The 22,077-nt window shown below is 70.3% G+C and carries 19 protein-coding genes; 12 read left to right on the forward strand and 7 right to left on the reverse strand.

The annotated features are described in order from the left end of the window. Positions 1–135: 135 nt before the first annotated feature. Genes LXT21_RS19820 through rsmA form a run of 3 tightly spaced genes read left to right on the forward strand, consistent with a single transcriptional unit; the run spans position 136 to position 4,804 of the window. Positions 136–2,859, forward strand: a complete 2,724-nt coding sequence (locus LXT21_RS19820) for a response regulator (protein ID WP_254039712.1) — start codon at positions 136–138, stop codon at positions 2,857–2,859. A gap of 55 nt (positions 2,860–2,914) precedes the next feature. Continuing rightward, entirely contained in the window at positions 2,915–3,910 is a 996-nt protein-coding gene (gene tsaD / locus LXT21_RS19825; protein ID WP_254039713.1) for a tRNA (adenosine(37)-N6)-threonylcarbamoyltransferase complex transferase subunit TsaD, read from the forward strand. Positions 3,911–3,925: 15 nt separating this feature from the next. Continuing rightward, complete coding sequence (gene rsmA, locus LXT21_RS19830) at positions 3,926–4,804, forward strand: 16S rRNA (adenine(1518)-N(6)/adenine(1519)-N(6))-dimethyltransferase RsmA (RefSeq protein ID WP_254039714.1); 879 nt, start codon at positions 3,926–3,928, stop codon at positions 4,802–4,804. Positions 4,805–4,825: 21 nt separating this feature from the next. On the opposite strand, the gene LXT21_RS19835 is transcribed toward rsmA, so the two are convergent. Continuing rightward, the gene (locus tag LXT21_RS19835; RefSeq protein WP_074957972.1) at positions 4,826–5,104 is read right to left on the reverse strand and encodes a hypothetical protein; all 279 of its coding nucleotides are present in this window, start codon (positions 5,102–5,104) and stop codon (positions 4,826–4,828) included. A gap of 239 nt (positions 5,105–5,343) precedes the next feature. Here LXT21_RS19835 and LXT21_RS19840 point away from each other — a divergent pair, with 239 nt between their 5' ends. From LXT21_RS19840 to LXT21_RS19860, 5 genes are all read left to right on the forward strand, one after another. After that, a complete protein-coding gene (locus LXT21_RS19840; protein WP_254039715.1) occupies positions 5,344–5,988 on the forward strand; it encodes a deoxynucleoside kinase in 645 nt (214 codons plus the stop codon). A 166-nt stretch (positions 5,989–6,154) separates the two neighbouring features. Beyond that, on the forward strand, positions 6,155–7,075 hold the full coding sequence (gene panB / locus LXT21_RS19845; protein WP_254039716.1) for a 3-methyl-2-oxobutanoate hydroxymethyltransferase: 921 nt from the start codon (positions 6,155–6,157) through the stop codon (positions 7,073–7,075). Between the two features lie 3 nt (positions 7,076–7,078). Then, positions 7,079–7,933 carry a pantoate--beta-alanine ligase gene (gene panC, locus LXT21_RS19850; RefSeq protein WP_254039717.1) on the forward strand — a complete coding sequence of 285 codons (855 nt, stop codon included), beginning with the start codon at positions 7,079–7,081 and terminating at the stop codon, positions 7,931–7,933. A gap of 16 nt (positions 7,934–7,949) precedes the next feature. Further along, the gene (gene smpB / locus LXT21_RS19855) at positions 7,950–8,438 is read left to right on the forward strand and encodes an SsrA-binding protein SmpB (RefSeq protein ID WP_254039718.1); all 489 of its coding nucleotides are present in this window, start codon (positions 7,950–7,952) and stop codon (positions 8,436–8,438) included. A gap of 35 nt (positions 8,439–8,473) precedes the next feature. Further along, positions 8,474–9,001, forward strand: coding sequence for a ClpXP protease specificity-enhancing factor SspB (locus tag LXT21_RS19860; protein WP_254039719.1), 528 nt, complete (start codon positions 8,474–8,476; stop codon positions 8,999–9,001). A 598-nt stretch (positions 9,002–9,599) separates the two neighbouring features. On the opposite strand, the gene LXT21_RS19865 is transcribed toward LXT21_RS19860, so the two are convergent. The 6 genes from LXT21_RS19865 to LXT21_RS19890 form a co-directional block, all read right to left on the reverse strand. Next, a complete protein-coding gene (locus LXT21_RS19865) occupies positions 9,600–11,597 on the reverse strand; it encodes a protein kinase domain-containing protein (protein WP_254039720.1) in 1,998 nt (665 codons plus the stop codon). 32 nt (positions 11,598–11,629) lie between these two features. After that, a complete protein-coding gene (locus LXT21_RS19870) occupies positions 11,630–11,968 on the reverse strand; it encodes a DUF971 domain-containing protein (protein ID WP_254039721.1) in 339 nt (112 codons plus the stop codon). 72 nt (positions 11,969–12,040) lie between these two features. Continuing rightward, on the reverse strand, positions 12,041–13,750 hold the full coding sequence (locus LXT21_RS19875) for an HD domain-containing phosphohydrolase (RefSeq protein WP_254039722.1): 1,710 nt from the start codon (positions 13,748–13,750) through the stop codon (positions 12,041–12,043). 19 nt (positions 13,751–13,769) lie between these two features. Continuing rightward, complete coding sequence (locus LXT21_RS19880; RefSeq protein WP_254039723.1) at positions 13,770–14,663, reverse strand: peptidoglycan-binding protein LysM; 894 nt, start codon at positions 14,661–14,663, stop codon at positions 13,770–13,772. Then, positions 14,660–15,124: a FecR family protein gene (locus LXT21_RS19885; RefSeq protein WP_254040119.1), complete on the reverse strand. Its 465-nt coding sequence runs from the start codon at positions 15,122–15,124 to the stop codon at positions 14,660–14,662. Before LXT21_RS19885 ends, LXT21_RS19880 begins: the two co-directional genes overlap by 4 nt. A 36-nt stretch (positions 15,125–15,160) precedes the next feature. Next, the gene (locus tag LXT21_RS19890) at positions 15,161–15,964 is read right to left on the reverse strand and encodes a carbon-nitrogen hydrolase family protein (protein WP_254039724.1); all 804 of its coding nucleotides are present in this window, start codon (positions 15,962–15,964) and stop codon (positions 15,161–15,163) included. Between the two features lie 209 nt (positions 15,965–16,173). On the opposite strand from LXT21_RS19890, the gene LXT21_RS19895 reads away from it, so the two are divergent. The 4 genes from LXT21_RS19895 to infB all read left to right on the forward strand — a co-directional run bounded on the left by LXT21_RS19895 (position 16,174) and on the right by infB (position 22,051). Further along, the gene (locus tag LXT21_RS19895; RefSeq protein WP_254039725.1) at positions 16,174–16,659 is read left to right on the forward strand and encodes a ribosome maturation factor RimP; all 486 of its coding nucleotides are present in this window, start codon (positions 16,174–16,176) and stop codon (positions 16,657–16,659) included. Between the two features lie 60 nt (positions 16,660–16,719). Next, entirely contained in the window at positions 16,720–18,420 is a 1,701-nt protein-coding gene (gene nusA / locus LXT21_RS19900) for a transcription termination factor NusA (RefSeq protein ID WP_254039726.1), read from the forward strand. A gap of 80 nt (positions 18,421–18,500) precedes the next feature. Beyond that, positions 18,501–18,719 carry a YlxR family protein gene (locus LXT21_RS19905; protein WP_141330374.1) on the forward strand — a complete coding sequence of 73 codons (219 nt, stop codon included), beginning with the start codon at positions 18,501–18,503 and terminating at the stop codon, positions 18,717–18,719. Between the two features lie 137 nt (positions 18,720–18,856). Beyond that, positions 18,857–22,051 (forward strand): translation initiation factor IF-2, encoded by a 3,195-nt coding sequence (gene infB, locus LXT21_RS19910; protein WP_254039727.1) that lies wholly within the window; start codon positions 18,857–18,859, stop codon positions 22,049–22,051. The last annotated feature ends 26 nt before the right edge of the window (positions 22,052–22,077 follow it).

Consider the following 22,077-nt stretch of genomic DNA (forward strand, 5'->3'; position numbering starts at 1 on the left):
CACCCCGCGCCTGGGCGGCCGGGGGGCAGCCAGTCCCCCGGCGTTCCAACCCATTGACATGCCTGGAAAGCGGGCAGGATGCTCCCCGCGCCGGGCTCTTCCGCGAATCGTCCTCCGTGATGAAAGGCAAGTAACGTGGCCAAGCAGCACCTGCTCCTGGTGGATGGGGACGCGAAGAGTCTCCGCGTGATGGAGGTCAGCCTGAAGAAGGCGGGCTTCTCCGTGACGACGGCCATCCACGGCAAGGACGCCATCGAGAAGGTGCAGATCAGCCCACCGGACCTGGTGCTCGCGGACACCAAGATGCCGGAGATGGACGGCTTCGAGCTGTGCAAGGCGCTCAAGTCCGACGAGCGCTTCAAGTTCATCCCGTTCGTCTTCCTGACGAGTCAGAAGTCGGTCGAGTTCAAGGTGCGCGGCCTGGAGCTGGGCGGCGACGACTACCTGACCAAGCCGATCTACATCAAAGAGATCGTCACCCGCGTGAAGATGATCCTCCAGAAGGCGGAGAAGGAGAGGATCGAGAAGCGGGAGACGACGAAGGGTGGCTTCGGCGGCAGCCTCGCGGACATGGGCGTGGTGGACCTGGTCCAGACGTTCGAGATCGGCCGCAAGACGGGCGTCATCTCCATCCAGGGCGAGCGCACCGGCACCGTCTACTTCAAGGAAGGCCGCGTCATCGACGCGGAGCTGGGCCGGCTCAAGGGTGAGAACGCCTTCTACCGGCTGCTCAACACCTTCGAGGGACAGTTCGACGTCCAGTTCACCTCGCTGGACCGCCCCGAGCGCATCGAAATCTCCACGCAGGGCCTGCTGATGGAGGGCATGCGGCGCCTCGATGAATGGGGCCGCATGCTCGAGCAGCTGCCGCCGCTGGAGACGGTGTTCGAGATCGACTACCACCAGCTCGCCGACCGCCTCTCGGAGATTCCCGACGAGGTGAACGGGCTGTTGCGCCTGTTCGACGGCAAGCGCGCGCTGAGCCGCGTGGTGGAGGACTCGGACTTCGAGGACCTGGCCGCGCTGGGCATCATCAGCAAGCTGTACTTCGAGGGCCTCATCCGGGAGCTGGGCAACGCGCCGCTGGAGCCGGTGCAGAGCAGCAAGCCCGGCATCGAGCAGTGGCTCAACGCGGCCCCGCCGCCCACGCCCATCGAGCCCGCGCCCGTGGCCCCCGTCGCGCCGCCGGAGCCCGTCGCCGCCGAGCCCGTGGCCCCTCCGCCGGAGCCCGCCGCGCGGGTGATGCCGCCCAGCGTGCTCGCGCCGCCCGCGGGTGTCGAGGAGGAGCCCGTCACGGCTCCGCCCGAGGAGCCCGAGCCGGAGTCCGCCGCCCCCGTGCACGCGGTGCCCGCCAACGTCGTCGTGTTCCACGCGCGCCCCAAGCGCCCGCTGGGCATGGTGGACGAGACGGCGGACGCGGACGGTGAAGCGCCCACGCTGCCCCCCGCCGTCGCGGAGGGGTCGTCCTTCCTCGTGGAGCCGCCGCCGGCCCATCGCGCGACGGAGCACGCGCGGCGCAGCCTGCTGCTCGACTGGAACCGGGTGGACACCGAGGGCATCAGCGCGCCCACCACGTGGGGGCCGTCCTCCGTGTGGGCCTCGGGGCCACGAGGCTTCGCAGGGCAGGGTGGCTCCTCGCCGCAGCCCGCGTCCGCGCCTGTCTCCGAGCCGCCCGCGCCCGCGCGCGCGCCCATCTTCGGCGGCGCGGCGGTGGGGCCCAACCCGTTCCCGCCCGTGCCGCCGCCCGCGCCCGCGCCTCCGTCGTCCGAGGTGACGTTGGTGAGCGGCCGTGACGTGCCGGCCGTCGATGTCGACACCATCCCCGAGGTGGAAGAGGTCCCCGCCGCGCCGCCGCCGCAGCAGCTCGCCCTGCCTCCCTATCCGGGGCATGGCGCTCCCGAGCGTCCCTCCGCGGCCCCGGCGATTCCCGAGGAGCCGCTGACGCCGGCCGCGCCGCCGCCCACGCTCATCACCCCCGCGACGCCGCAGCCCATCGTGGCGCCCACGCCCGTGGCGCCTCCGGTGATTGCGCAGACGCCGAAGCCCGCCACGCCGCCGCCGGCGAGCACGCCGACGCCGCCCGTGTCCCACGCGGAGGACGCGGCGGCCGTGCGTCCGCGTCGCACGGGCCTCTACGTGGGGGGCGCGCTGCTGCTCATCGGCGCCGTGGTGGCGGTGGTCGCCTTCGGTGGTGGGAACAAGCCTCCCGCGGAGACGCCGCCGAAGGTCGAGACGGTCCAGACGCCCGAGCCCCAGAAGCCTCCCGACGTCGTCGCCCCGGTGCCTCCGGTGGCCGCGCCCGATTCGGGCGCCACCGCGGGGGTCCAGGCCCCGGTCGATGCGGGCGCGCCGGTGACGCCCGACGCGGGGAGCGCCGTCGTCGAGACGCCGCCAGCTCCGGTGGACTCAGGCACCGCCGTGGTCGAGGCGCCTCCATCCGGCGCGGACTCGGGCACCCCCGTCGCCCAGGCGGCCGTCGACCCGGAGGTCGAGTACGCGAACCTCATCAAGGCGGCGAAGAGCGCCACGGTGGGCAACCGCTTCAAGTCCGCGGCCGCGAGCTACCGCAAGGCGATGGGCCTCAAGCCCGACTCCACCGAGGCGAAGGCCGGGCTGGGCATCGCCCTGGTCAACGGCTTCGAGTCCGAGTCCGCCTTCCGCGAGGCCACCAAGCTGCTGGCGGACGTGGTCCGGGACGACGAGAAGAACGCCCGGGCCTGGCTGTCGCTCGGCATGGCGTACCAGTCCATCGGCAAGAATTCCGAGGCGGGACGGGCCTACAACCAGTATTTGAAGCTGGAACCGTCGGGGGCCTCCGCCAACGAGGTCCGCGCCATGCTCAAGTCGCTCGGCAACTGAGCGGGCGGCGGACCTCCTGGTCGCTCCCGCCCTGCTGGAAGTGAAGTGAGTCGCCTTGCTCGTCCTCGGCCTGGAAACCTCCTGTGATGAGACCGCCGCCGCCCTCGTGGAGGACGGCCGGCGCGTGCTCTCGGACGTCGTCTCCACCCAGGTGGACATCCACCGTCGCTGGGGCGGCGTGGTGCCGGAGCTCGCCTCGCGCAACCACATCGTCCAGGTGATGCCGGTGGTGCACGAGGCGCTCACGCGCGCCCAGAAGACGCTCGACGACGTGGACCTCATCGCCGTCACGTCCGGCCCGGGGCTCATCGGCGCGTTGTTGGTGGGGCTCCAGGTGGCCAAGGGGCTGAGCCTCGCCACCGGCAAGCCCTTCGTCGGCGCCAACCACCTCGAGGGCCACCTGCTGGCCATCCGGCTCCTGGAGGACGCGCCGGAGCCGCCGTTCCTCGGGCTCGTCGTCTCCGGGGGGCACACCAGTCTCTACGAGGTGAAGGACTTCGGGCACTACCGGCTGGTGGGCAGCACGCGCGACGACGCCGCGGGCGAGGCCTACGACAAGACGGCCCGCATCCTCGGGCTGCCGTACCCGGGCGGGCTGCCCATCGACCAGCTCGCGCAGAAGGGGAACCCGGAGGCCATCCGCTTCCCGCGCGCGCTGCCGGGCGACAACTTCGACGTCTCCTTCTCGGGCCTGAAGACGGCGGTGCTCCAGCACACGAAGAAGCACGGCGTGCCGGAAGGACAGGCGCTCGCGGATCTGTGCGCGTCCTTCCAGGAGGCGGTGGCGGACGTGCTGTCCAAGAAGCTGGTGGCCGCCGCGCGCCGGCTGGGCCACAAGCAGCTGGTGCTTTGCGGAGGCGTGGCCGCCAACTCGCGCCTCAGGGCCCTGTGTCAGCAGCGCGCCGAGGAGCGGGGGCTGCGCATGTTCCTGCCGCCGGTGCGATTGTGCACGGACAATGGCGCGATGATCGCCGTCGCGGGGTATGAGGCGTGGCGCCGCGGCTTGCGCGGTGATTTCCGCCTGGCGGCCGACCCCGCCTGGCGCATGTAGAAGAGGGACACCCGGGTGGAATCGCCGCGAGACATCCTCAAGCGCCACGGCCTGCGCGCCAAGTACAGCTGGGGCCAGAACTTCCTCGGAGACGAGGACGCGCTCAGCACCATCGCCGACGCGCTGCACCTGCGCGAGGGCGAGCCCGTCGTCGAGCTGGGCCCGGGCCTGGGCCACCTCACGCGCTTCCTCGCCGCCACGGGCGCGAAGGTGACCGCCGTGGAGCGCGACCGGGACATGGTGACGGTGCTGGAGAAGGAGGCGATTCCCGGCGTGCGCGTGGTGGCCGGCAACGCCGCCACCGTGAACTTCGCCGAGGTGGCCGGCGCGCCCGACGTGGCTGTCGCGGGCAACCTGCCGTACCACCTCACCAGCTCCATCCTCTTCCAGGTGCTGGCGCAGCGCGCGCAGGTCTCTCGCGCCGTCTTCACCCTCCAGAAGGAGGTGGTGGAGCGCCTGGCCGCCGAGCCCGGCTCGCGCGACTACGGCCTGCTCACCGTGCTGCTCGGCCTGCACTTCGACGCGGAGAACGTGCTCACGCTGGAGGCGTGGCGCTTCCATCCGCCGCCGAAGGTGGACTCCGCGGTGCTGTCGCTCACGCGCCGCGCGTCGCCTCGCGCGCCCATCATCGACGAGGCCCGCTTCACCCGCGTGGTGAAGGCCTCCTTCGCCCATCGTCGCAAGACGCTGCTCAACTCCCTCAAGTCCGACAAGACGCTGGCCACGCCCGACGCGCTCCTCGCCGCGCTGCAGACGGCGGGCATTGATCCGCAGCGCCGCGCGGAGACGCTCGCGCCGGAGGAGTTCGCCGCCCTCGAGCGCGCGCTGGGTCCGGTGGCTCCGGGTGGCTCGCCGCCGCCGGTGGACCTCTCGGACGAAGGCGCGGACGAGTAGGGCAGGGGCCCGCCGAGGGCCCTACCGGCCTCGCAACCCGAGGAGCTGACCCAGGCCGCCCTGCTGCTCGAGGAACGCCCGGAACTCGTCCTCGGGGATGCGCATGCGCGTCAGCACGTCGCGGAGGATGTCCTCCACGGAGCCATCCTTGCGGCGCTTGAGCTCCAGCGCCGTCTTCAGCAGCACGACGCCATAGAGCGGATCCGCCTCCATGGGAGGTGGAGTCTCGGCCTTGGGCGTGGCGCTCGGGCGAGCCTCCTCGAGTCGCACCACTGTCTTCGCCCGCTGCCTCCCACTCATGACCGAAGGGCACCCCGCGCACACGCCATGGAATCGCGCGGCAACCTAGGGGGAGGCCACCCGTAGCGTCAAGCGAGCCCTGGGATTCCCGCCGCCGCCCCAGGCATGGAAAAATCGCCGGACCCCGGTGCCCAGGTTGTGTTATCCGCGCCCCCACGCGTGGCCCCGCGGACTGTTCTCCCCGGTGGAGAATCACTGGGGTCTCATCGCGCGTTTTCCGGGTCGGGAGGCCTCGGCGGATGGACTACCGGTACATCGTGGTCGAGGGGCCCATTGGCGTCGGCAAGACGAGCCTCTCCAACATCCTCTCCGAACGGCTGAGCGCGCGGCGCGTGCTCGAAGTCGTGGAGGAGAACCCCTTCCTGTCCAGCTTCTACACGGACCGGCAGAAGTTCGGCTTCCAGACGCAGATCTTCTTCCTCCTGTCGCGCTTCCGGCAGCAGCAGGAGCTCTTCCAGCAGGACCTGTTCCGCTCCGTCACGGTCAGCGACTACCTGTTCGCCAAGGACCGCATCTTCGCCCACCTCAACCTGGACGCCCACGAGCTCGCCCTCTACGAGCGCGTCTTCGAGGCGCTCGGGCCTCGCGTCACCAAGCCCGACGTCGTCGTCTACCTCCAGGCCCGCCTCGACGTGCTGCTGCAACGCATCAAGAAGCGCGGCCGCGAGTTCGAGCGCAAGTTCGACTCCGGGTACCTGGAGGGCCTCGTCCACGCGTACAACAACTTCTTCTTCCACTACACGGAGACGCCGCTCCTCGTGGTGGACACCTCGGACATTGATTTCGTGAATAACGAGGCGGACCGGGAAGACCTGTTGGCGGCCATCCGCAAGGCGAAGCCGGGGACGCAGCACTACGTGCCCAAGGCGTCGCGGCGTCCCTGAAATCGGCCTCCCGGCGGGTCGCCCGCTTGTTGAGGCCCCACGGCCGGGGCGAGGGCGTTAGAGTGCGGGCGTCGGCTTCGAAGCCTCCGGCGATCCCTGACGGGACGGCGAGGGGCCCGGGGTCGGCACTTCGCCGTATCCACCCTCACCCAACAGGAGGTGAACCGTGAAGGACAAGGTCACCATCCATTCGCTGAAGCGCCTGAAGCAGATCGGTCAGAAGATCTGCATGGTCACCGCGTACGACGCCACGTTCGCCCACATCCTCGACCAGTCGGGCGCGGACGTGCTGCTCATCGGTGATTCGCTGGGCATGGTCATCCAGGGCCATGACTCCACGCTGCCCGTGACGATGGACCAGATGGTCTACCACTCGGCGGCGGTGGCTCGCGGAACGAAGCGCGCCCACGTCGTGGCCGACCTGCCGTTCATGAGCTACCAGGTGTCCATCCAGGAGGCGGTCCGCAACGCGGGCAGGCTCATCTCCGAGGGCGGTGCGGGCAGCGTGAAGCTGGAGGGTGGCGCCGAGTTCGCGGACACGGTGCGCGCCATCGTCCGCGCGAGCATCCCCGTCATGGGCCACCTGGGCCTGACGCCCCAGTCGGTGCACAAGATGGGTGGCTACGTCGTCCAGGGGCGCGACGAGGACCAGGCGCGGCAGCTCGTCGAGGACGCGCTCGCGCTGGAGGCCGCGGGGGCCTACGCGCTGGTGCTGGAGGGCGTGCCGCTGGAGCTGGCGCGCACGATTACGCAGAAGCTGAGCATCCCCGTCATCGGCATCGGCGCGGGTCGTCACTGCGACGGGCAGGTGCTGGTCTGCTACGACCTGCTGGGGATGAACCCGGACTTCAAGCCCAAGTTCGTCAAGCGCTACGCGGACCTGCACGGCTCCATCACCGGCGCCGCCAAGGTCTACTTCGACGAGGTCCGCCAGGGCGCGTTCCCGGACGACGACCACTCGTTCAAGGCGGCCAAGACGCTGCGCGCCGTGGCGCCCGCCGCTCCCGTGCCTGGCCCCCGGGCCGAGGTGCCGGTGGCGGCCGAGGGTGAGGAGAAGATCGGCCCCGTCTACGGAATCCCGGTCTAGCGCATGGCGCCCGCCGTCCTGCGAACCGTGGAGGAAGTGAAGGCGTGGGCGGCGGGCCTTGCCCGTGAGGGGCGCCGGCTCGCGCTGGTGCCCACCATGGGCTACTTGCATGAAGGGCACCTCTCGCTCATCCGGGAGGGGCGCCGTCGTGCCGACGTGGTGGCCGTGTCCATCTTCGTCAACCCCACCCAGTTCGGGCCCCGCGAGGACCTCTCTCGCTACCCGCGCGACTTCGAGGGGGACCTGAGGAAGTGTGGCGAGGCGGGAGCGGACGTCGTCTTCGCGCCCACGCCCGAGGTCATGTACCCCCCGGGTTACCAGACGTACGTCGAGGTGACGGAGGTGAGCCAGGGGCTGTGTGGTGAGCGGCGCCCGGGACACTTCCGGGGCGTGGCCACCATCGTCACGCAGCTGCTCGCGCTCTTCCGTCCGGCCGTCGCGCTCTTCGGGGAGAAGGACTACCAGCAACTGCAGGTCATCAAGGCCTTCAACCGGGACTTGCACCTGGGCGTGGACATCGTCGGAATGCCGACGGTCCGCGAGCCCGACGGGCTGGCGATGAGCAGCCGCAATGCCTACTTGTCCACCGAGGAGCGGCAGCGGGCGCTGGCCTTGTCGCGAGGAATGCGGGCGGCGCTCACCCTGCTGCAGGGAGGCACGCGGGATGCCGTGGCCCTGACAGGCGCTGTGCGGCACGAATTGGCCGCGGCGGGCCTGCGCGAGGATTACGTCGCGCTGGTGGATGCCGAGCGCCTGACGCCGCTGGACGTGATAACGCCGGGGCGGGCCGCTCGTCTGCTCGTGGCGGCCTTCAGCGGCAACACACGCCTCATCGACAACATGGCACTGGGCGGTTAGGAGACCCACGACACGTATGGCATCGGGTGGAAAGTCGAAGGGGCCGGCAGGCGGCGAACAGGTCAGGCTCATCGCCGAGAATCGGCGTGCGCGCTTCGACTACACCGTGGATGAGAAGGTGGAAGCCGGCCTGGAGCTGACGGGAAGCGAGGTGAAGTCGCTGCGTGACGGGGTGGCCAATCTCTCGGACGCGTATGCCCTGCCCAAGGGCAGCGAGCTGTTCCTGCTCAATGCCCACATCGGTTCCTACAAGTCCGCCAGCGTGTTCGACCATCTGCCCACGCGCGGCCGGAAGCTGCTGATGCACCGGGCGGAAATCGACCGGTGGACCACGAAGGTGCGGGAGCGTGGGTATTCCATCATCCCGCTGATGCTGTATTTCAAGAAGGGGCGCGCGAAGGTGGAGCTCGGGTTGTGTCGGGGCAAGACACACGAGGACCGGCGCCAGGACATCAAGGAGCGGGAGACGAAGCGGGAGATGGACCGGGTCGTGCGCCGACGCTGACGTGGCGCACCCGAATTTCTCACCGCCGTACACCGATGGACGACAAGAAGGATTTGGACAAGAAGGAGCGGCTGCTCGCCTCGCTGGACCAGGGGATGGTGATGATCCACCTGGACGCGCGCAGGCCCGGTGTGCTCGTTCCCGCTTCATTGCGAGGAGAGGCGCACCTGCGCCTCAACCTCTCGTATCGCTTCGACCCGCCGGACCTCACGGTGGGCGAGTGGGGCGTACGCTGCACGCTGAGCTTCTCGGGGTCGCGGTTCAAGGTGGCGGTGCCGTGGTCGGCGCTGTTCGCCATCGCCAGCCACGTGACGAAGGAGTCGTGGATGTACATGGAGGACATGCCCCCGGAGCTGCTCCAGCAGCCGGTGGCCGCGCGTCCTCAGCCGCAGCCCGTGCCGCTGGCCACGGAGCGTCCGCGCACCTTCCTGCGCGAGGTGCCCGCCGAGCCGGTGGCCGAGGAGGCTCCGGTCGCGGCACCGCCGCCTCCGGAGGTGACTCCCGAGGGACCGAAGGACGACTCTCCGCCGCCGCGTCGGGGGCACCTGCGTCTGGTGAAGTGACGACCGGAGGGGCCACGGTCCATGTGGCCTGCTTCGGGAGCGTCGGCTCGGGCTGCGCTGCTTCCCCTCGAACTACGGACTCCTCCGCGCGACTCGACAGTGGAGGACCACGCGTGCGGCTCGCTTCTTGCGCGTCGCCTCAATCCGCGCGAACTCGCCTCCGGGGAGGGGCCCCTGCTGCGAGCGGCCACCCCGTACGGCTCACCGCTGAGTGTCACGTCGAGCCGCCCGCCCCTGCGTCAGGGGACCGTGCCTTGCCGCGAGCGGCCACCCCGTGTGGCTCACCGCTGAGTGTCACCTCGAGCCGCCCACCCCTGCGTCAGAGGACCGTGCCTCGCCGCGAGCGGTCATCCCATGCGGCTCACCGCCGAGTGTCACGTCGAGCCGCCCCTCCGTCCGAGGACCGTGCCCTGCTGCGTCCGGCCACCCGGTGCGGCTCACCGCCGAGTGTTTCTCCGAGCCGCTCGCCCCTGCGTCAGAGGACCGTGCCTCGCCGCGAGCGCCCACTTCCGTGCGACTCACCGCCGAGTGTCACCTCGAGCTGCCCGCCCCTGTGTCAGAGGACCGTGCCTTGCCTCAAGCGGTCATCCCATGCGGCTCACCGCTGCAGCGTCGCCTCGAGCCGAGCGGGCTCGCCTCCGGGGAAGGTGCCCTTCCACATGCGGTAGCCCTTGAGCCGCACCTGCACGGCGACGGGTCCTTCGGGGTAGAGGTTGTCGAGGGCCAGCGGCGTGGTGCCCACCGACTTGTCGCCAATCAACACCGTCGCGCCCGAGGGCTCGCTCGTGAGCATGAGCACGGGCGGCGGCATGGGGCGGTCGACGCTGGCCATGAGGCGATGCGCGACGGTGGTGCGGTGAGGCCACAGCCACACGCTGCCGCCCACGGCGACAGCCACCCCCACCAGCAGCACGATGCGGCGTCCCCAGCGTCGAGGCGCCGCGGAGGCGGGAACCTCATCCCAGGTGCTCTCGGGACGCGGAGCCCGCTCCTCGAGCTCCAGCGAATCGCCTCGGACCTGCGTCACGCTCTGCGCGGAGGGACGGCGCGGCACGGCCTCGATGCTCTCCGCGAGCGACGCCGTGGCGGAGCCCGTACCGCTCGGAGCAGGTCCAGCACCGCGAGCATTCTTGGGGGACGAGGCCCCCTGGGGAGCGGATGCGCCGCCACCACGGAGCGCTCCCGCCGGAGTGTTTCCGGCGTCCGTGCGACCGCCGTCCATGGCGCCACGTGATGGCGGCACGGCGTCATCCACGGACGAGGCTCCATCTTCCGAGGCGAGCAAGCCACCCTGCGGCGCGAAGGGGGACTCCACGGAGGTGTCGAAGGCCCCCGGAGTCGGCGGTGCGAGCCGCTCGGCGCAGACGGAGCAGGGCGCACGCGCCGCGGACAGGAGCGAGCCACACCGCACGCAGCGGTGCAGCAGCCGCCCACTCGAGCTCATCTCGATGCCCGCGAGCCCCGACGCCTCGTCCTCCTCCGCGTCCAGCGCTCCTGGAGCCTGCGAATCCCCATGTCCAGGCGGAGCCCCTGTCCCCGCCGATGCACCCCGGGCGAGTGCCTCCGCGAGGGGCCCCATGCGCGTCGGCGCCGAGTGCGCGGAAGGGTCGTTCGTCGCGGGGCGCAGGCTCGCGCTCGGGCGCGACGGTGACACACCGCTCTTCGACCCCGTGCCTCCAGCCTTCTCTCTCAGCGTGGGAGGCGGGGGCAGGGCCGCGAGGAACGCGGTGAGCCCCTGCGCGCTCGCCGGTTCACCGGTCTGCGAGAGCCACCTCGCGAGCACCTCACCCAGGGCCTCGGGCGTGGGGAAGCGGGCCTCGGGCGCGCGGGCGAGCATTCGCCGCACGATGTCCGCGAGAGAGGCGGGAATCTCGGCAGGCAGCGGCGGCACGTCGCGCGACACGATGGCCAGCGCGACGGAGCCACCCGACTCCGTCGTGGACGAGAAGGGATGCGCGCCGGTGAGCAGCTCGTGGAGGACGAGCCCCAGGGAGAACTGGTCGCTCAGCGCGGTGGCGGGCTGTCCCTGGAGGACCTCGGGAGCGCTGTAGGCCTCCTTGCCCTTGAAGTGCCCGGGCGCGGTGAAGGACGCGCCGCTCAGTCGGGCGATGCCGAAGTCCGTCACCTTCACCTCACCCTCGCGGGACACGAGGATGTTGGACGGGGACACGTCCCGATGGGCCATGAGCAACGGCCGCCCCTCGTGGAGCTTGCGGTAGGCGTGGTGCAGCCCCGCGAGCACGTGGAGCGCGATGTGCGCGGCCAGGTGCGGCGGGAAGCGGCGCCCCAGCTTCGAGGTCTGACGCAGCAGCACGCCCAAATCCCAACCGTCCACCAGCTCCATCACCAGGAAGAGCCCCGAGGCGCTCTCCGCCACGTCGAACACGGTGGCGATGTTCTGGTGTTGCAACAGCGTGGCGAGTCGGGCCTCGGCCAGGAACATCCGCGCGATGTCGGGCTCCTGGGCCAGGTGGGGGAGGATGCGCTTGATGGCGACGGTGCGCTCGAAGCCCTCGGCGCCCTTGGCCACGCCGAGGAAGAGCTCCGCCATGCCGCCGGTGGCCAGGGGACTGACGAGCCGATAGCGTTCGTTCACGAGGAGGCGCTCCGGGCTCGTGGGCCCTTCATTCAGGAGATGGGCTGCGTGACTTCGCGCAGGAGCTTCCAGGGGTAGATGCCGGTGGTGTGACCGTCGCTGAAGGCGAAGGTCAGCGCGTAGTTGCCCACCTGCTGCAGCTGCTTCACGCGCAGGTCCGCGGGCACCTTCGTCTGGTCCAGCGTGCGTTGGTTCGTCCACTCGTCCACGCAGGCCGCGCACGGGCACTGCTGGCGCAGCAGCTGCGCGGTGGCGGCGCTCCGGGCACCGTCGTCCCACGTCAGCTCCAGGCGGGAGCCGTCCGGAGACAGGCGGGTGTCCGTCGCGGTGGCGGCGGGGGTCGAGGGCTTGATGCGGTCCCAGAAGCTCAACGTTGCACCTTTCAGAAGCTCAACAGCGGTGCGCCTTCCCTACCATCCTTCGGCCTTGGGGAGGCGTGGGACTCACGAGGCCAGCTTGACGGGCTGCCGGTGGCCCTCCAACCGCACGCCCTTCTTGGCCAGCACCTGTTTCAGTGCCGCCACCACCTGCGGGTCCAACTGCGCGCCCGTGAGGGTGTCGAGGATCTCCATCGCCTTCTCCAGCGGCATGGCCTTCTGGTAGGGGCGCGTCGACGTGCAGGCGTCGAAGGTGTCCGCGCACCCGACGATGCGGGCGAGCAGGGGGATGTCCTCGCCCTTGAGCCGGTCCGGGTAGCCGGTGCCATCCCAGCGCTCGTGGTGGTGGCGCACGCACGCGCGCACCGCGCCCAGGAAGCTCACCGGGCCGATGATGGCGTCGCCGATGGCCGGGTGCTCGCGCATGATGGCCATCTCCTGGTCCGTCAGCTTCGTCTGCTTGCAGAGGATGGACTCGACGATGCCAATCTTGCCGATGTCGTGGAGGATGCCGCCGTACTGGAGCTGGCGCAGCTCGCGCTCGGTGAGGTTCAGCTCCCGGCCTATCTCCACCGCCACGTCGCCCACCCGCTGGCTGTGGCCGCGCGTGTACGCGTCCTTCGAGTCGATGGAGTTGGCCAGCGCGACGATGGTCTCCAGATAGCCCTTCTCCAGGCTCTCGTAGAGGCCGCGGTTCTCCATGTCGTACGCGAGCAGCTGCTTGCTCATGTAGTTGAACGTCTGGGCCAGCTCCCCGACTTCGTTCTTCTGGGTGATCTTCACCTCGACGCCGAACTTGCCGCGCGCCAGCTCCAGCGCGCCCTCGGTGAAGACCTTGAGCGGCCGGGTGAGGGTGCGCGAGAAGAGCGCCGCCAGCACCAGCGCCACGAGGATGGCCGCGCCCAGCCCGACGAGGATGCGGCGCTCCATCGTCTCCACCTGGCGATAGGCGTGCTCCACCGGCTGCTCGGAGACGATGGCCCAGCCCGTCTCGGGGAGCACGGTGTACGCGGCCACCACCGCGTCTCGTCCCTCTCCGAAGTTGCCCACGTGGAACAGCTCCGCGTCGGGCGTGGTGGCCAGCTGCCGCAGCAGGTGCGCCACGGGGCTTCGCTGCGAGACGTCTCCACCCAGCGCGCCCACGCCGCCTCCGCCGACGATGAGGTGCCCGAGGTGGTCCGTCAGGTACGCGAAGCCGGTGCTGCCCACGCGCTCCTGCTCCAGCATCTGCCTCAGGCCCGACAGCGACAGGTCCGCGGAGATGAAGCCCTTGACGGGCTGACTCAGCGCGAAGGCCAGCGTCACCACGGGCCCGGCTTGCTTCGGGGCCACCACGACGTCCGAATAGCGCGGCGTCTCCTTGATGCCCTCGAGCAGCGCCCGGCTCCGCTCCTCGTGCGAGGCGAGCGCGGTGGGGGACACGTCATCCGGCGAGAAGGCCTGCAGCCCCGGCAGCCGCTTGCCGTCCGGACCGAAGACGGTGATGGCCAGCACCTCGCGGCGCTGTGAGAGCACCGCTCCCAGGTGCGTCTGCTGTGCCTTGAGGGGCAGCGAGAAGAAGTCCGGCACGCGCGCCAGGCCCAGCACCGCGTCGGTGGGCTCGCCCAGGAGGTTCTCGGCCTTGAGCCGCAGCTGCTTCACGCGCTCCTGCGCCAGCTCCTGGGCGTCGCGCACCAGCAGCTCACGCGTATGGGAGACGGAGAGCCAGCCCACCATGAGGGTCGGGACGATGCTGACCACCAGCATCAAGAGGAGCATGGCTTTGAACAGGCGCACGGCGCGACTCCTCCAGCAACTACTCCCACGGCCCCGAACGGACCCTGACGGAGATGTTCTCGACCAGTTCGAACCGACGCGCCCCGGAGGGCTCCGAGCGGCCCGAGGCACTCACGGCTCTCACCGTCCACCGATACCGCCCCGCCGGCAGCCGCGGCAGCTTCAGCTCGGCCACGGTGGAGGACAGGGTGAGCACGTTGGCGCCCGGTGCCTCCCGCGAGACCTCGACCTCATAACGCTCGACGCCCGGCTGCGCCGCCCAGGAGAGCTTCACGGGCCCCAGGCCCACGCCCTTCGTGTCCGCCGGGTATTCGAGCCGCGCGCCCTCCGCGGGCTTCTCGGGCTGGGGCACGTTCGGTGGGGGGAGGGATGGAGGGCGGCCCTTCTCCACGAGCACCGTCTCCCCGGGCGCGACGGGCCGGGTGACGCCCTCGGCCTCCACTCGCACCGGCGGACCCCGGGTGACGCTGACGGTGGTGGTGCCCGCGTCGGGCTCCACCTGGACGCTGAAGGTGGAGGGCTGGGGCGCCTGGCCCTGCGTCACCAGCGTGCCCGCGGCGTTGGCGGCCTCGGAGGCCTGCGCGTAACGCGCGGTGCGGAAGTGCACTTCCGCCTCATTGAGCCGGGTCTCCGCTTCCGCCGGCCCTCCCGTGCCTCGGGCCTGGGCCACGAGCGTGCGCGCCGTCTCCAGCGCCTTGAGCGCCAGCGTCCGCTCCTGTCCCGGCAGCTTCAGCCGCGTGCCGGGGGAGACCGTATCCGAGGACAGGGCGTTGAGCGCGCGCAGCTCCGCGGTGGCGCTCGCGTCCCCCAGGGCGCGCTCGGCCACGTCGCGCAGCGACTCCTGGGGCCCCACCACGGTGGTGTCGGGAGGCGCGGCGCACAGCCACGCGAACAGGAACAGGGTCGTCCTCATTGGAAGACAATCTCCCTTCCCGCCTGGATGGTGGCTCCGGGCGTGCCGACGATTATCGTCCCTCGAGCGGGATTCTCCAGCTCCGCGTCGATTCGCCCGCGCAGCACCGTCAGGTCCGTGCGCGAGCGCCCCGGCCTGGGCCGCGTCTCGGCGATGCCGATGAGCGAGTCACCGCCCAGGTGCACGGTGCTGGTGGTGGCCTTGCTGTCGCTGGCCGTGAAGACCAGGTCCGCGCCCGCGCCCGCCTCGGTGCGGACCTTGTCGTTCTCGAAGAGGGGCACGCCGTCGCTGGCGGTGCTCCACTCGTCGGCGGTGGCGCGCTTGATTTGGACGTTGCCCTTCAGCCCCCGCAGGTGCGCGCGCGGCACGGGCGCCGGCGCTTGCGTCGCCGCGGGCATGGCGGGCGCATCCTCGGCGGTGCAGCCGAGCGGTGAAGCCGGGAGCGCGAGCACGAGCAGCATGGGAAGCCAGGGTCGACCATTCACGAGAATCCCAGGCTAATCCAATCGGCGGTGTCGCAGGCAGGGCAGGTCGCGTCGGATTCGGTTCAGGAGCTCAGGGTCGACCGGCGCCACGGCCAGTCCCTCGCCCTCCGAGGCGCGCGCCGTCACCAGCCCCCACGGGTCCACCACCATGGCGTGGCCATACGTGAGCCGCTGCGCCGAGTGCCGGCCTCCCTGGGCGGGCGCCAGCACGTACGCCTGGTTCTCGATGGCCCGAGCCCGCAGCAGCACCTCCCAGTGGTCCTTCCCGGTCATCATCGTGAATGCCGCGGGGACGGCCAGCAGCGTCGCCCCATCCTTCGACAGCCGCCGGTAGAGCTCCGGGAAGCGCAGGTCGTAGCAGATGGACATCCCCAGCCGACCCACCGGTGTATCCGCCGCCACCACATCCGTCCCGGGCGCGACCGCCGCGGACTCCTGGTAGGTCGCACCATCGCCTACCTCCACGTCGAACAGGTGCATCTTGCGGTAGACGCCCAGGCGCTCACCCTCGGGCCCGAACAGGACGCTGGTGTTGTAGAGCCGACCGCCGGGCGCCCCCGCCTCCAGGACGCTGCCGGACAGCAGCGTCACTTTCAGCTCCCGGGCCAACTGCGCCATCCGGGACAGGGTGGGGCCCTCCAGCGTCTCCGCGGCGCCCGCGCGCTCGGCCTCTGGCCCCATCCAGGAGAAGTTCTCTGGCAGGCCCACCAGCCGGGCGCCCAGCTCACTGGCCCGTCGGACGAGCCGGGTGGCGACTTCCAGGTTGTGGGCCTTGTCCGCGGTGGACACCATCTGGGCGGCGGCGATGAGGTGCATGGGCCCGTTATAACGCCCGTCCCGCGCATGGAACCCCTGGGAATTCCTGGTCCTGTTGGGCAGGTTTCAAGGGGCCCGAGAGGGAGCGTCCTTCCTTTACACCCCTCTGGGGGGTGTGTTACGGACGCGCCCGACATTTTTCGATGTGCACCTCGAAAAGTGGGCCGCCGTGCCCGCTTTTCGCGTTTTTGGAGTCTGGTTTCCCGGTTATGTCGGAGAAGAACCTCAAGCAGACGGTGGAGGAGCGGGCGAGCGCGGTGCTCGACCCCATCGTTGCGGGCGAGGGCCTGGAGCTCGTGGACCTGGAGTTCGTCCGGGAGCGCGAGGGGTGGGTGCTTCGGCTCTTCATCGACAAGCCAGGGGGCCGGGTGGGACTGGACGAGTGCAGTCAGGTTTCCCGCGCGGTGGACCCGATGCTGGACGTGGAGGACTTCATCCCCCACGAGTACAGCCTCGAGGTCTCCAGCCCTGGTGTGGACCGGCCGCTGAAGAAGCCGGCGCACTTCGAGCGGGTGGTCGGTCAGCGGGTGAAGGTGAAGACCTTCGGACCGTTGGGCGAGCCTCCGCGCAAGAACTTCGCCGGCACGCTGGCCGGGGTGGCGGGCGACGGCATCTCGGTGGAGGTGGAAGGCGCCGGAACCTTCCACATCCTCTTCAAGGACATCGCGAAGGCGAACCTGGAGTTCGAGTTCTAGACGTCGACATACAGGGCACCCTGCCGCGCGGGGGGCCCGTGGCCCATTCAGGAGAAGACCATGCCCACGCAGCAAGCCAACCCGAGCGTCAACCTCAACCTCGTCCTGGACCAGGTCGCCAAGGACAAGGGCATCGACCGGGCTGTGCTGATTGCCACCCTCGAGGATGCGATGAAGACCGCGGCCAAGAAGCACTTTGGCCAGGACCGCAACCTCGAGGCCAAGTACGACCCCGAGAAGGGCGTGGTGGAGCTGTTCCAGGCCATCACCGTGGTGGAGGAGATCACCGACCCCGTGCAGGCGGTGAACCAGATCACCCTCGGTGAGTCCCACAAGAAGGGCATGGAGGTGGAGCCCGGCGACGAGCTCGTCTTCCAGATCTTCTACCGGGACGAGGACGCCAACGAGGCCAAGGCCCAGGACGACCAGTACGGCGACATCCTGCGCCTGAAGACCTTCCGCCGCGGCTTCGGCCGCATCGCCGCGCAGACGGCCAAGCAGGTCATCCTGCAGCGCACCCGCGACGCCGAGCGCGAGAACGTCTTCAACGAGTACAAGGACCGCAAGAACGAGATCGTCACCGGCATCGCCCGCCGGTTCGAGCGCGGCAACATCATCGTGGACCTGGGCCGCGCCGAGGCCGTCCTGCCGGTGCGCGAGCAGGTCCCGCGTGAGACGTACCGCCCCGGCGACCGCGTCCAGGCCTACGTGCTGGACGTGCTGCGCGAGTCCAAGGGCCCGCAGATCGTCCTGTCCCGCGCGTCCGTGAACCTGCTCACCAAGCTGTTCGAGATGGAGGTGCCCGAAATCGCCGAGGGCATCGTCGTCATCGAGGCCGCCGCGCGCGAGCCGGGTGGCCGCGCCAAGATCGCCGTCTCCAGCCGGGACTCCGACGTGGACCCGGTGGGCGCGTGCGTGGGCATGAAGGGCAGCCGCGTGCAGGCGGTGGTGCAGGAGCTGCGCGGGGAGAAGATCGACATCGTCCCGTACGATGAGGATCCGGCGCGCTTCGTGTGCTCGGCCCTGGCCCCCGCGGAGGTCAGCCGCGTCATCATCGACGAGGCCAACCACGCCATGGAGCTCATCGTCCCGGACGACCAGCTCAGCCTGGCCATCGGCCGTCGCGGCCAGAACGTGCGCCTGGCGGCCCAGCTGACGGGCTGGAAGCTGGACATCAACAGCGAGAGCCGCGTGCGGGAGATGCGCGAGTTCGCCAGCCGCTCGCTGGGCGCGCTGCCGGGCGTCAACGAGATGCTGGTGGAGACGCTCTACGCGCATGGCTTCCGCCAGGCCCGGGACGTGGCCGAGGCCAACGCGGAGATGCTGGCGCAGATCCCCGGCGTGGATCCCGCCCGCGTGCCCTCCATGCAGGAGGCCGCCCGGAAGCGGATGGTCGAAGACCAGGCGGAGCTGTCCCGCATGGATTATGAAAGGGAGCAGGCCCGCATCGCCGAGGCGCGCCGCCACCCCGACGAGCTGAACCAGTCCGAGCGGATGGCGCGCGTGCGCGGCGTTGGCGAGAAGACCATCGAGCAGCTGCAGTCGTCCGGCTACCGCACGGTGGAGGACATCGCCAACGAGAAGGACCTCGCGAAGCTGGGCGACGTCCCGGGTGTGGGCATCAAGAAGGCCCGCCAGCTCAAGAGCGCGGCGGAGAACTACCTGGTGGAGGAGGCCAAGCTGCGCGCGGAGCTGAACGCCGAGCGCGGTATTTCGGCGGCGACCCTGGACGGTGGCGCGGAAGCCACCAAGTCGCCGTAAGCTAGAAGAGGAGAGGGGACGTGGGGCGCCCGACTGGCCGCTCGGAGCCAGCAACAAGCGCGGAGTCAGGCCCGGTCCGGATGTGCGTCGGATGCGGGTCCAAGCGACCGCAAGCAGAGCTCACCCGGTTCGTGGTAGGCCCCGGGGGCGCCATCGTGGTGGACAGGGAGCGGCGGCTGCCCGGACGGGGCGCCTACCTGTGCGGTGTCGGTTGCATGACGGCAGCGCTGAAGCGGAAGGCATTTGCAAGAGCCTTTCGCGGGAAGGCGGGGTTGTTAGACCCGTCGCAGCTCGGGTAGGCAGAGCAGCCTGCGCCATGAGGGCGGAGGGGTGTTGGGGGGGAGTGGGTGTTAAGGACCACTCGCACACATTTTCGGGTTTGAGCTAGGGTGCTGCGCCCCGGAGTCGCCGGGTGCGGCAGGCCAACAAGGGCAATATGTCGAAGAAGCGCGTCCACGAAATCGCCAAGGAGCTCAAGGGCCACGGCATTGAGCTCGACAACAAGGAGGTCGTAAACGAGCTGTCCGCGCTCGGGTACGACGTCAAGAGCCATTCGTCCTCCCTCGATGACGACCAGGCGACCGCCGCCGTCCAGAAGATCCTGGACAAGCGCAAGCCGAAGCAGGCCGCGCCCCCCGTGACGGCGAAGGGGTTCGTGGTGCGCCGCAAGGTGGGCCCGCCCGCGGGTTCGCCCGGTGACGGGGGTTTCGAGTCCCAGTCGGCCGATGCCGGGTACGAAGGTGTGCCCGAGTCCGCGCCGCCCGAGGCTCCGCCCCAGGCCGCCACCCACACCATCGAAGCGGCTGCGCCGACCGTCGAGGAGCCCCCTCGCCACGTCGAGCCGCCCGCTCCCGTCGTCGAGTCGGCTCCCGCCCCCGTGGCGGAGACGGCTCCCGTCGCCGCCGCGCCCGTGACTCCGCCCGCCACCCCGGTGGCCGAGTCGCCCGCGCCCGTCGCACCCCCTGTCGCAGCCGAGGCCCCCAAGGCCCCGGTCGAGGCGCCTCGCGCGCCTGTCGCCCCTCCCGCTGCCGCCGCGCAGCCTCGTCCCCCTTCTCAGGAGAGTACCCACTTGCCCCAACCCCCTCCGCGCTCGCCGGTTCCGCCGACTGTCCGGACGCCTTCCTCCCCGTCTTCGTCCGCGACGGTCGTGTCCCGAGGCCCCGCGCCGGGCTATGGGCAGCGGAGCGGTCCTCCGGGCAATCGCCCGGGCGGCCCCGGTGGTCCGGGTGGACGTCCCGGTGGTCCGGGTGGTCCGGGTGGACGTCCCGGTGGTCCGGGCGGTCCGGGTGGACGTCCCGGTGGTCCGGGCGGTCCGGGTGGGCGTCCCGGTGGTCCGGGCGGTCGTCCCAGCTATCCGTCGTACCAGGGCCAGGGCGCGCGTCCCGGCCAGGGCCCGGTGCGTCCCAGCACGTCTCCGACGGCGCAGGCCTCGGCCGGCGGCACGGCGGCGCCCCAGGGTCCCACCATCATGGTGGGCGGTGTTCCCCACGCGCAGGTGACCCCGACGGGTGGCCAGGCGCGGCCCACGGCCACGCAGGCCGTCGTCATCTCGCGCCCGCTCATCCAGGTGCGGCGCGTGACGCCCACCGCGGGTCAGGCCAAGCAGTACCCCATGGCGCCGGGCCGCGCGGGCATCCCCGAGCGGCGTGAGTACAAGGTGGTCCCGGACCACCTCGGCCGTGGCCGCGAGCTGGTGGACGTCTCCAAGAACAAGGAGCGGGGCCAGCGCAAGCGCACCAGTGGCGATACGACCAGCGTGTCCAAGCAGGAACTGACGGACATGGTCTGGGGCCGCGTCACCATCCCCATCCGTGGCAAGAAGCGCAAGCCCACGAAGAAGGGCGCCAAGACGCAGATCACCCAGATGGCCGAGGAGAAGAAGGTCATCAAGCTGCAGGAGGGCATCTCCGTGTCCGACCTGGGCCAGCGCATGGGTGTGCGCACCGCGGAGATCATCAAGAAGCTGATGGGCCAGGGGAAGATGGCCACGGCGAACCAGATGGTGGACGCCGACACCGCGGAGATCCTCGCCACCGACTACGGGTGGAAGGTCGAGCGCGTGGGCTTCGAGGTGGAGGACTACCTGCCCGAGGTGGAGGCCCGTCCCGAGGACGAGCGTCCGCGCCCGCCGGTCGTCACCATCATGGGCCACGTCGACCACGGCAAGACGAGCCTCCTGGACGCCATCCGCAGCGCCAACGTGGCGTCGGGCGAGGCGGGCGGCATCACCCAGCACATCGGCGCGTACAGCATCACCACCGCGCGCGGTGACGTCACCTTCCTGGATACCCCGGGTCACGAGGCCTTCACGTCCATGCGCGCCCGCGGCGCCAACGTGACGGACATCGTGGTGCTGGTGGTGGCCGCCGACGACGGCGTGATGCCGCAGACGGTGGAGGCCATCAAGCACGCGAAGGCGGCCGAGGTGCCCATCGTCGTCGCCATCAACAAGATGGACGTGCCCGGCGCCAACCCGGACCGCGTGAAGAAAGACCTGGCCAACCACGAGCTCACCCCGGAAGAGTGGGGCGGCGACACCATCATGGTGCCCGTGTCGGCCAAGACGAAGCAGAACCTGGACCTGCTGCTGGAGAACCTGGCGCTGCAGGCCGAGGTCCTCGAGCTCACGTCCAACCCGAACCGTCCGTCGGTCGGCGCCATCATCGAGGCCAAGCTGGACCGCGGCCGTGGCCCGGTGGCCACGGTGCTGGTGCAGGAGGGCACGCTCAAGCTGGGCGACGCCGTCGTCACCGGCTCGCACTACGGCCGTGTTCGCGCGATGAACAACAGCCGTGGCGAGCAGGTGAAGGAAGTCAAGCCGGGCTACTGCGCGGAGGTCATCGGCCTGTCCGGTGTCCCCAGCGCGGGCGACGCCATCAACGTGGTGGCGGACGAAAAGGCGGCCAAGCAGATCGCCGAGCACCGCAACATGAAGGAGCGGCAGACCGAGCTGTCCAAGGTCAGCCGCGAGTCCCTGGAGCAGCTGTTCGCCAAGACGAAGGCGGGCGGTGGACCCAAGGAGCTGCGCGTCGTCATCAAGGCGGACGTGCAGGGCTCGGCGGAGGCCGTCAAGCAGGCCGTCCAGAAGCTGTCCACGCACAAGGTCAAGGTGGAGATCGTCCACACGGGCGTGGGCGCCATCACCGAGGGCGACGTGATGCGGGCGGCCGCCTCCAAGGGCGTGGTGCTCGGCTTCAACGTGAACCCGGAGTCCGGCGCGGAGGCCGCGGCCAAGGCGCAGGAAGTCACCCTGCAGAGCTACTCCATCATCTACGAGCTCATCGATGGGGTGCGCTCGCAGATGGAGGGCCTGCTGGAGCCCATCCGCACGGAGAAGAAGCTGGGCCGCGCGGAGGTCCGCAACACCTTCAACGTCCCCCGCCTGGGCACCATCGCCGGCGCGGCGGTGCTGGATGGTGTGATGAAGCGTGGCGCCTTCGTTCGCCTCATGCGCGAGAACAAGCAGCTGTTCTCCGGCAAGATGGCGTCGCTGCGGCGCTTCAAGGACGACGTCAAGGAGGTCGCGCAGGGCTTCGAGTGCGGTATCGGCATCGAGAGCTTCAATGACCTCAAGGCCGGCGACATCATCGAGGCCTACGAGATCGAGGAGACCCGGCAGAGCCTCACCTAGTCACAGCTCGACCGAGTCCTCTTCGC

Source organism: Myxococcus guangdongensis (assembly GCF_024198255.1).
GTDB lineage: Bacteria > Myxococcota > Myxococcia > Myxococcales > Myxococcaceae > Myxococcus > Myxococcus guangdongensis.

Coding starts and splice junctions, on each gene's coding strand:
- LXT21_RS19880 (WP_254039723.1), bottom strand. CDS start 14,663: ATGAGGACGACCCTGTTCCTGTTCGCGTGGCTGTGCGCCGCGCCTCCC.
- LXT21_RS19890 (WP_254039724.1), bottom strand. CDS start 15,964: ATGCACCTCATCGCCGCCGCCCAGATGGTGTCCACCGCGGACAAGGCC.
- smpB (WP_254039718.1), top strand. CDS start 7,950: ATGGCATCGGGTGGAAAGTCGAAGGGGCCGGCAGGCGGCGAACAGGTC.
- infB (WP_254039727.1), top strand. CDS start 18,857: ATGTCGAAGAAGCGCGTCCACGAAATCGCCAAGGAGCTCAAGGGCCAC.
- LXT21_RS19835 (WP_074957972.1), bottom strand. CDS start 5,104: ATGAGTGGGAGGCAGCGGGCGAAGACAGTGGTGCGACTCGAGGAGGCT.
- panC (WP_254039717.1), top strand. CDS start 7,079: ATGGCGCCCGCCGTCCTGCGAACCGTGGAGGAAGTGAAGGCGTGGGCG.
- LXT21_RS19860 (WP_254039719.1), top strand. CDS start 8,474: ATGGACGACAAGAAGGATTTGGACAAGAAGGAGCGGCTGCTCGCCTCG.
- LXT21_RS19885 (WP_254040119.1), bottom strand. CDS start 15,124: ATGCTGCTCGTGCTCGCGCTCCCGGCTTCACCGCTCGGCTGCACCGCC.
- LXT21_RS19905 (WP_141330374.1), top strand. CDS start 18,501: ATGTGCGTCGGATGCGGGTCCAAGCGACCGCAAGCAGAGCTCACCCGG.
- nusA (WP_254039726.1), top strand. CDS start 16,720: ATGCCCACGCAGCAAGCCAACCCGAGCGTCAACCTCAACCTCGTCCTG.
- LXT21_RS19895 (WP_254039725.1), top strand. CDS start 16,174: ATGTCGGAGAAGAACCTCAAGCAGACGGTGGAGGAGCGGGCGAGCGCG.
- LXT21_RS19840 (WP_254039715.1), top strand. CDS start 5,344: ATGGACTACCGGTACATCGTGGTCGAGGGGCCCATTGGCGTCGGCAAG.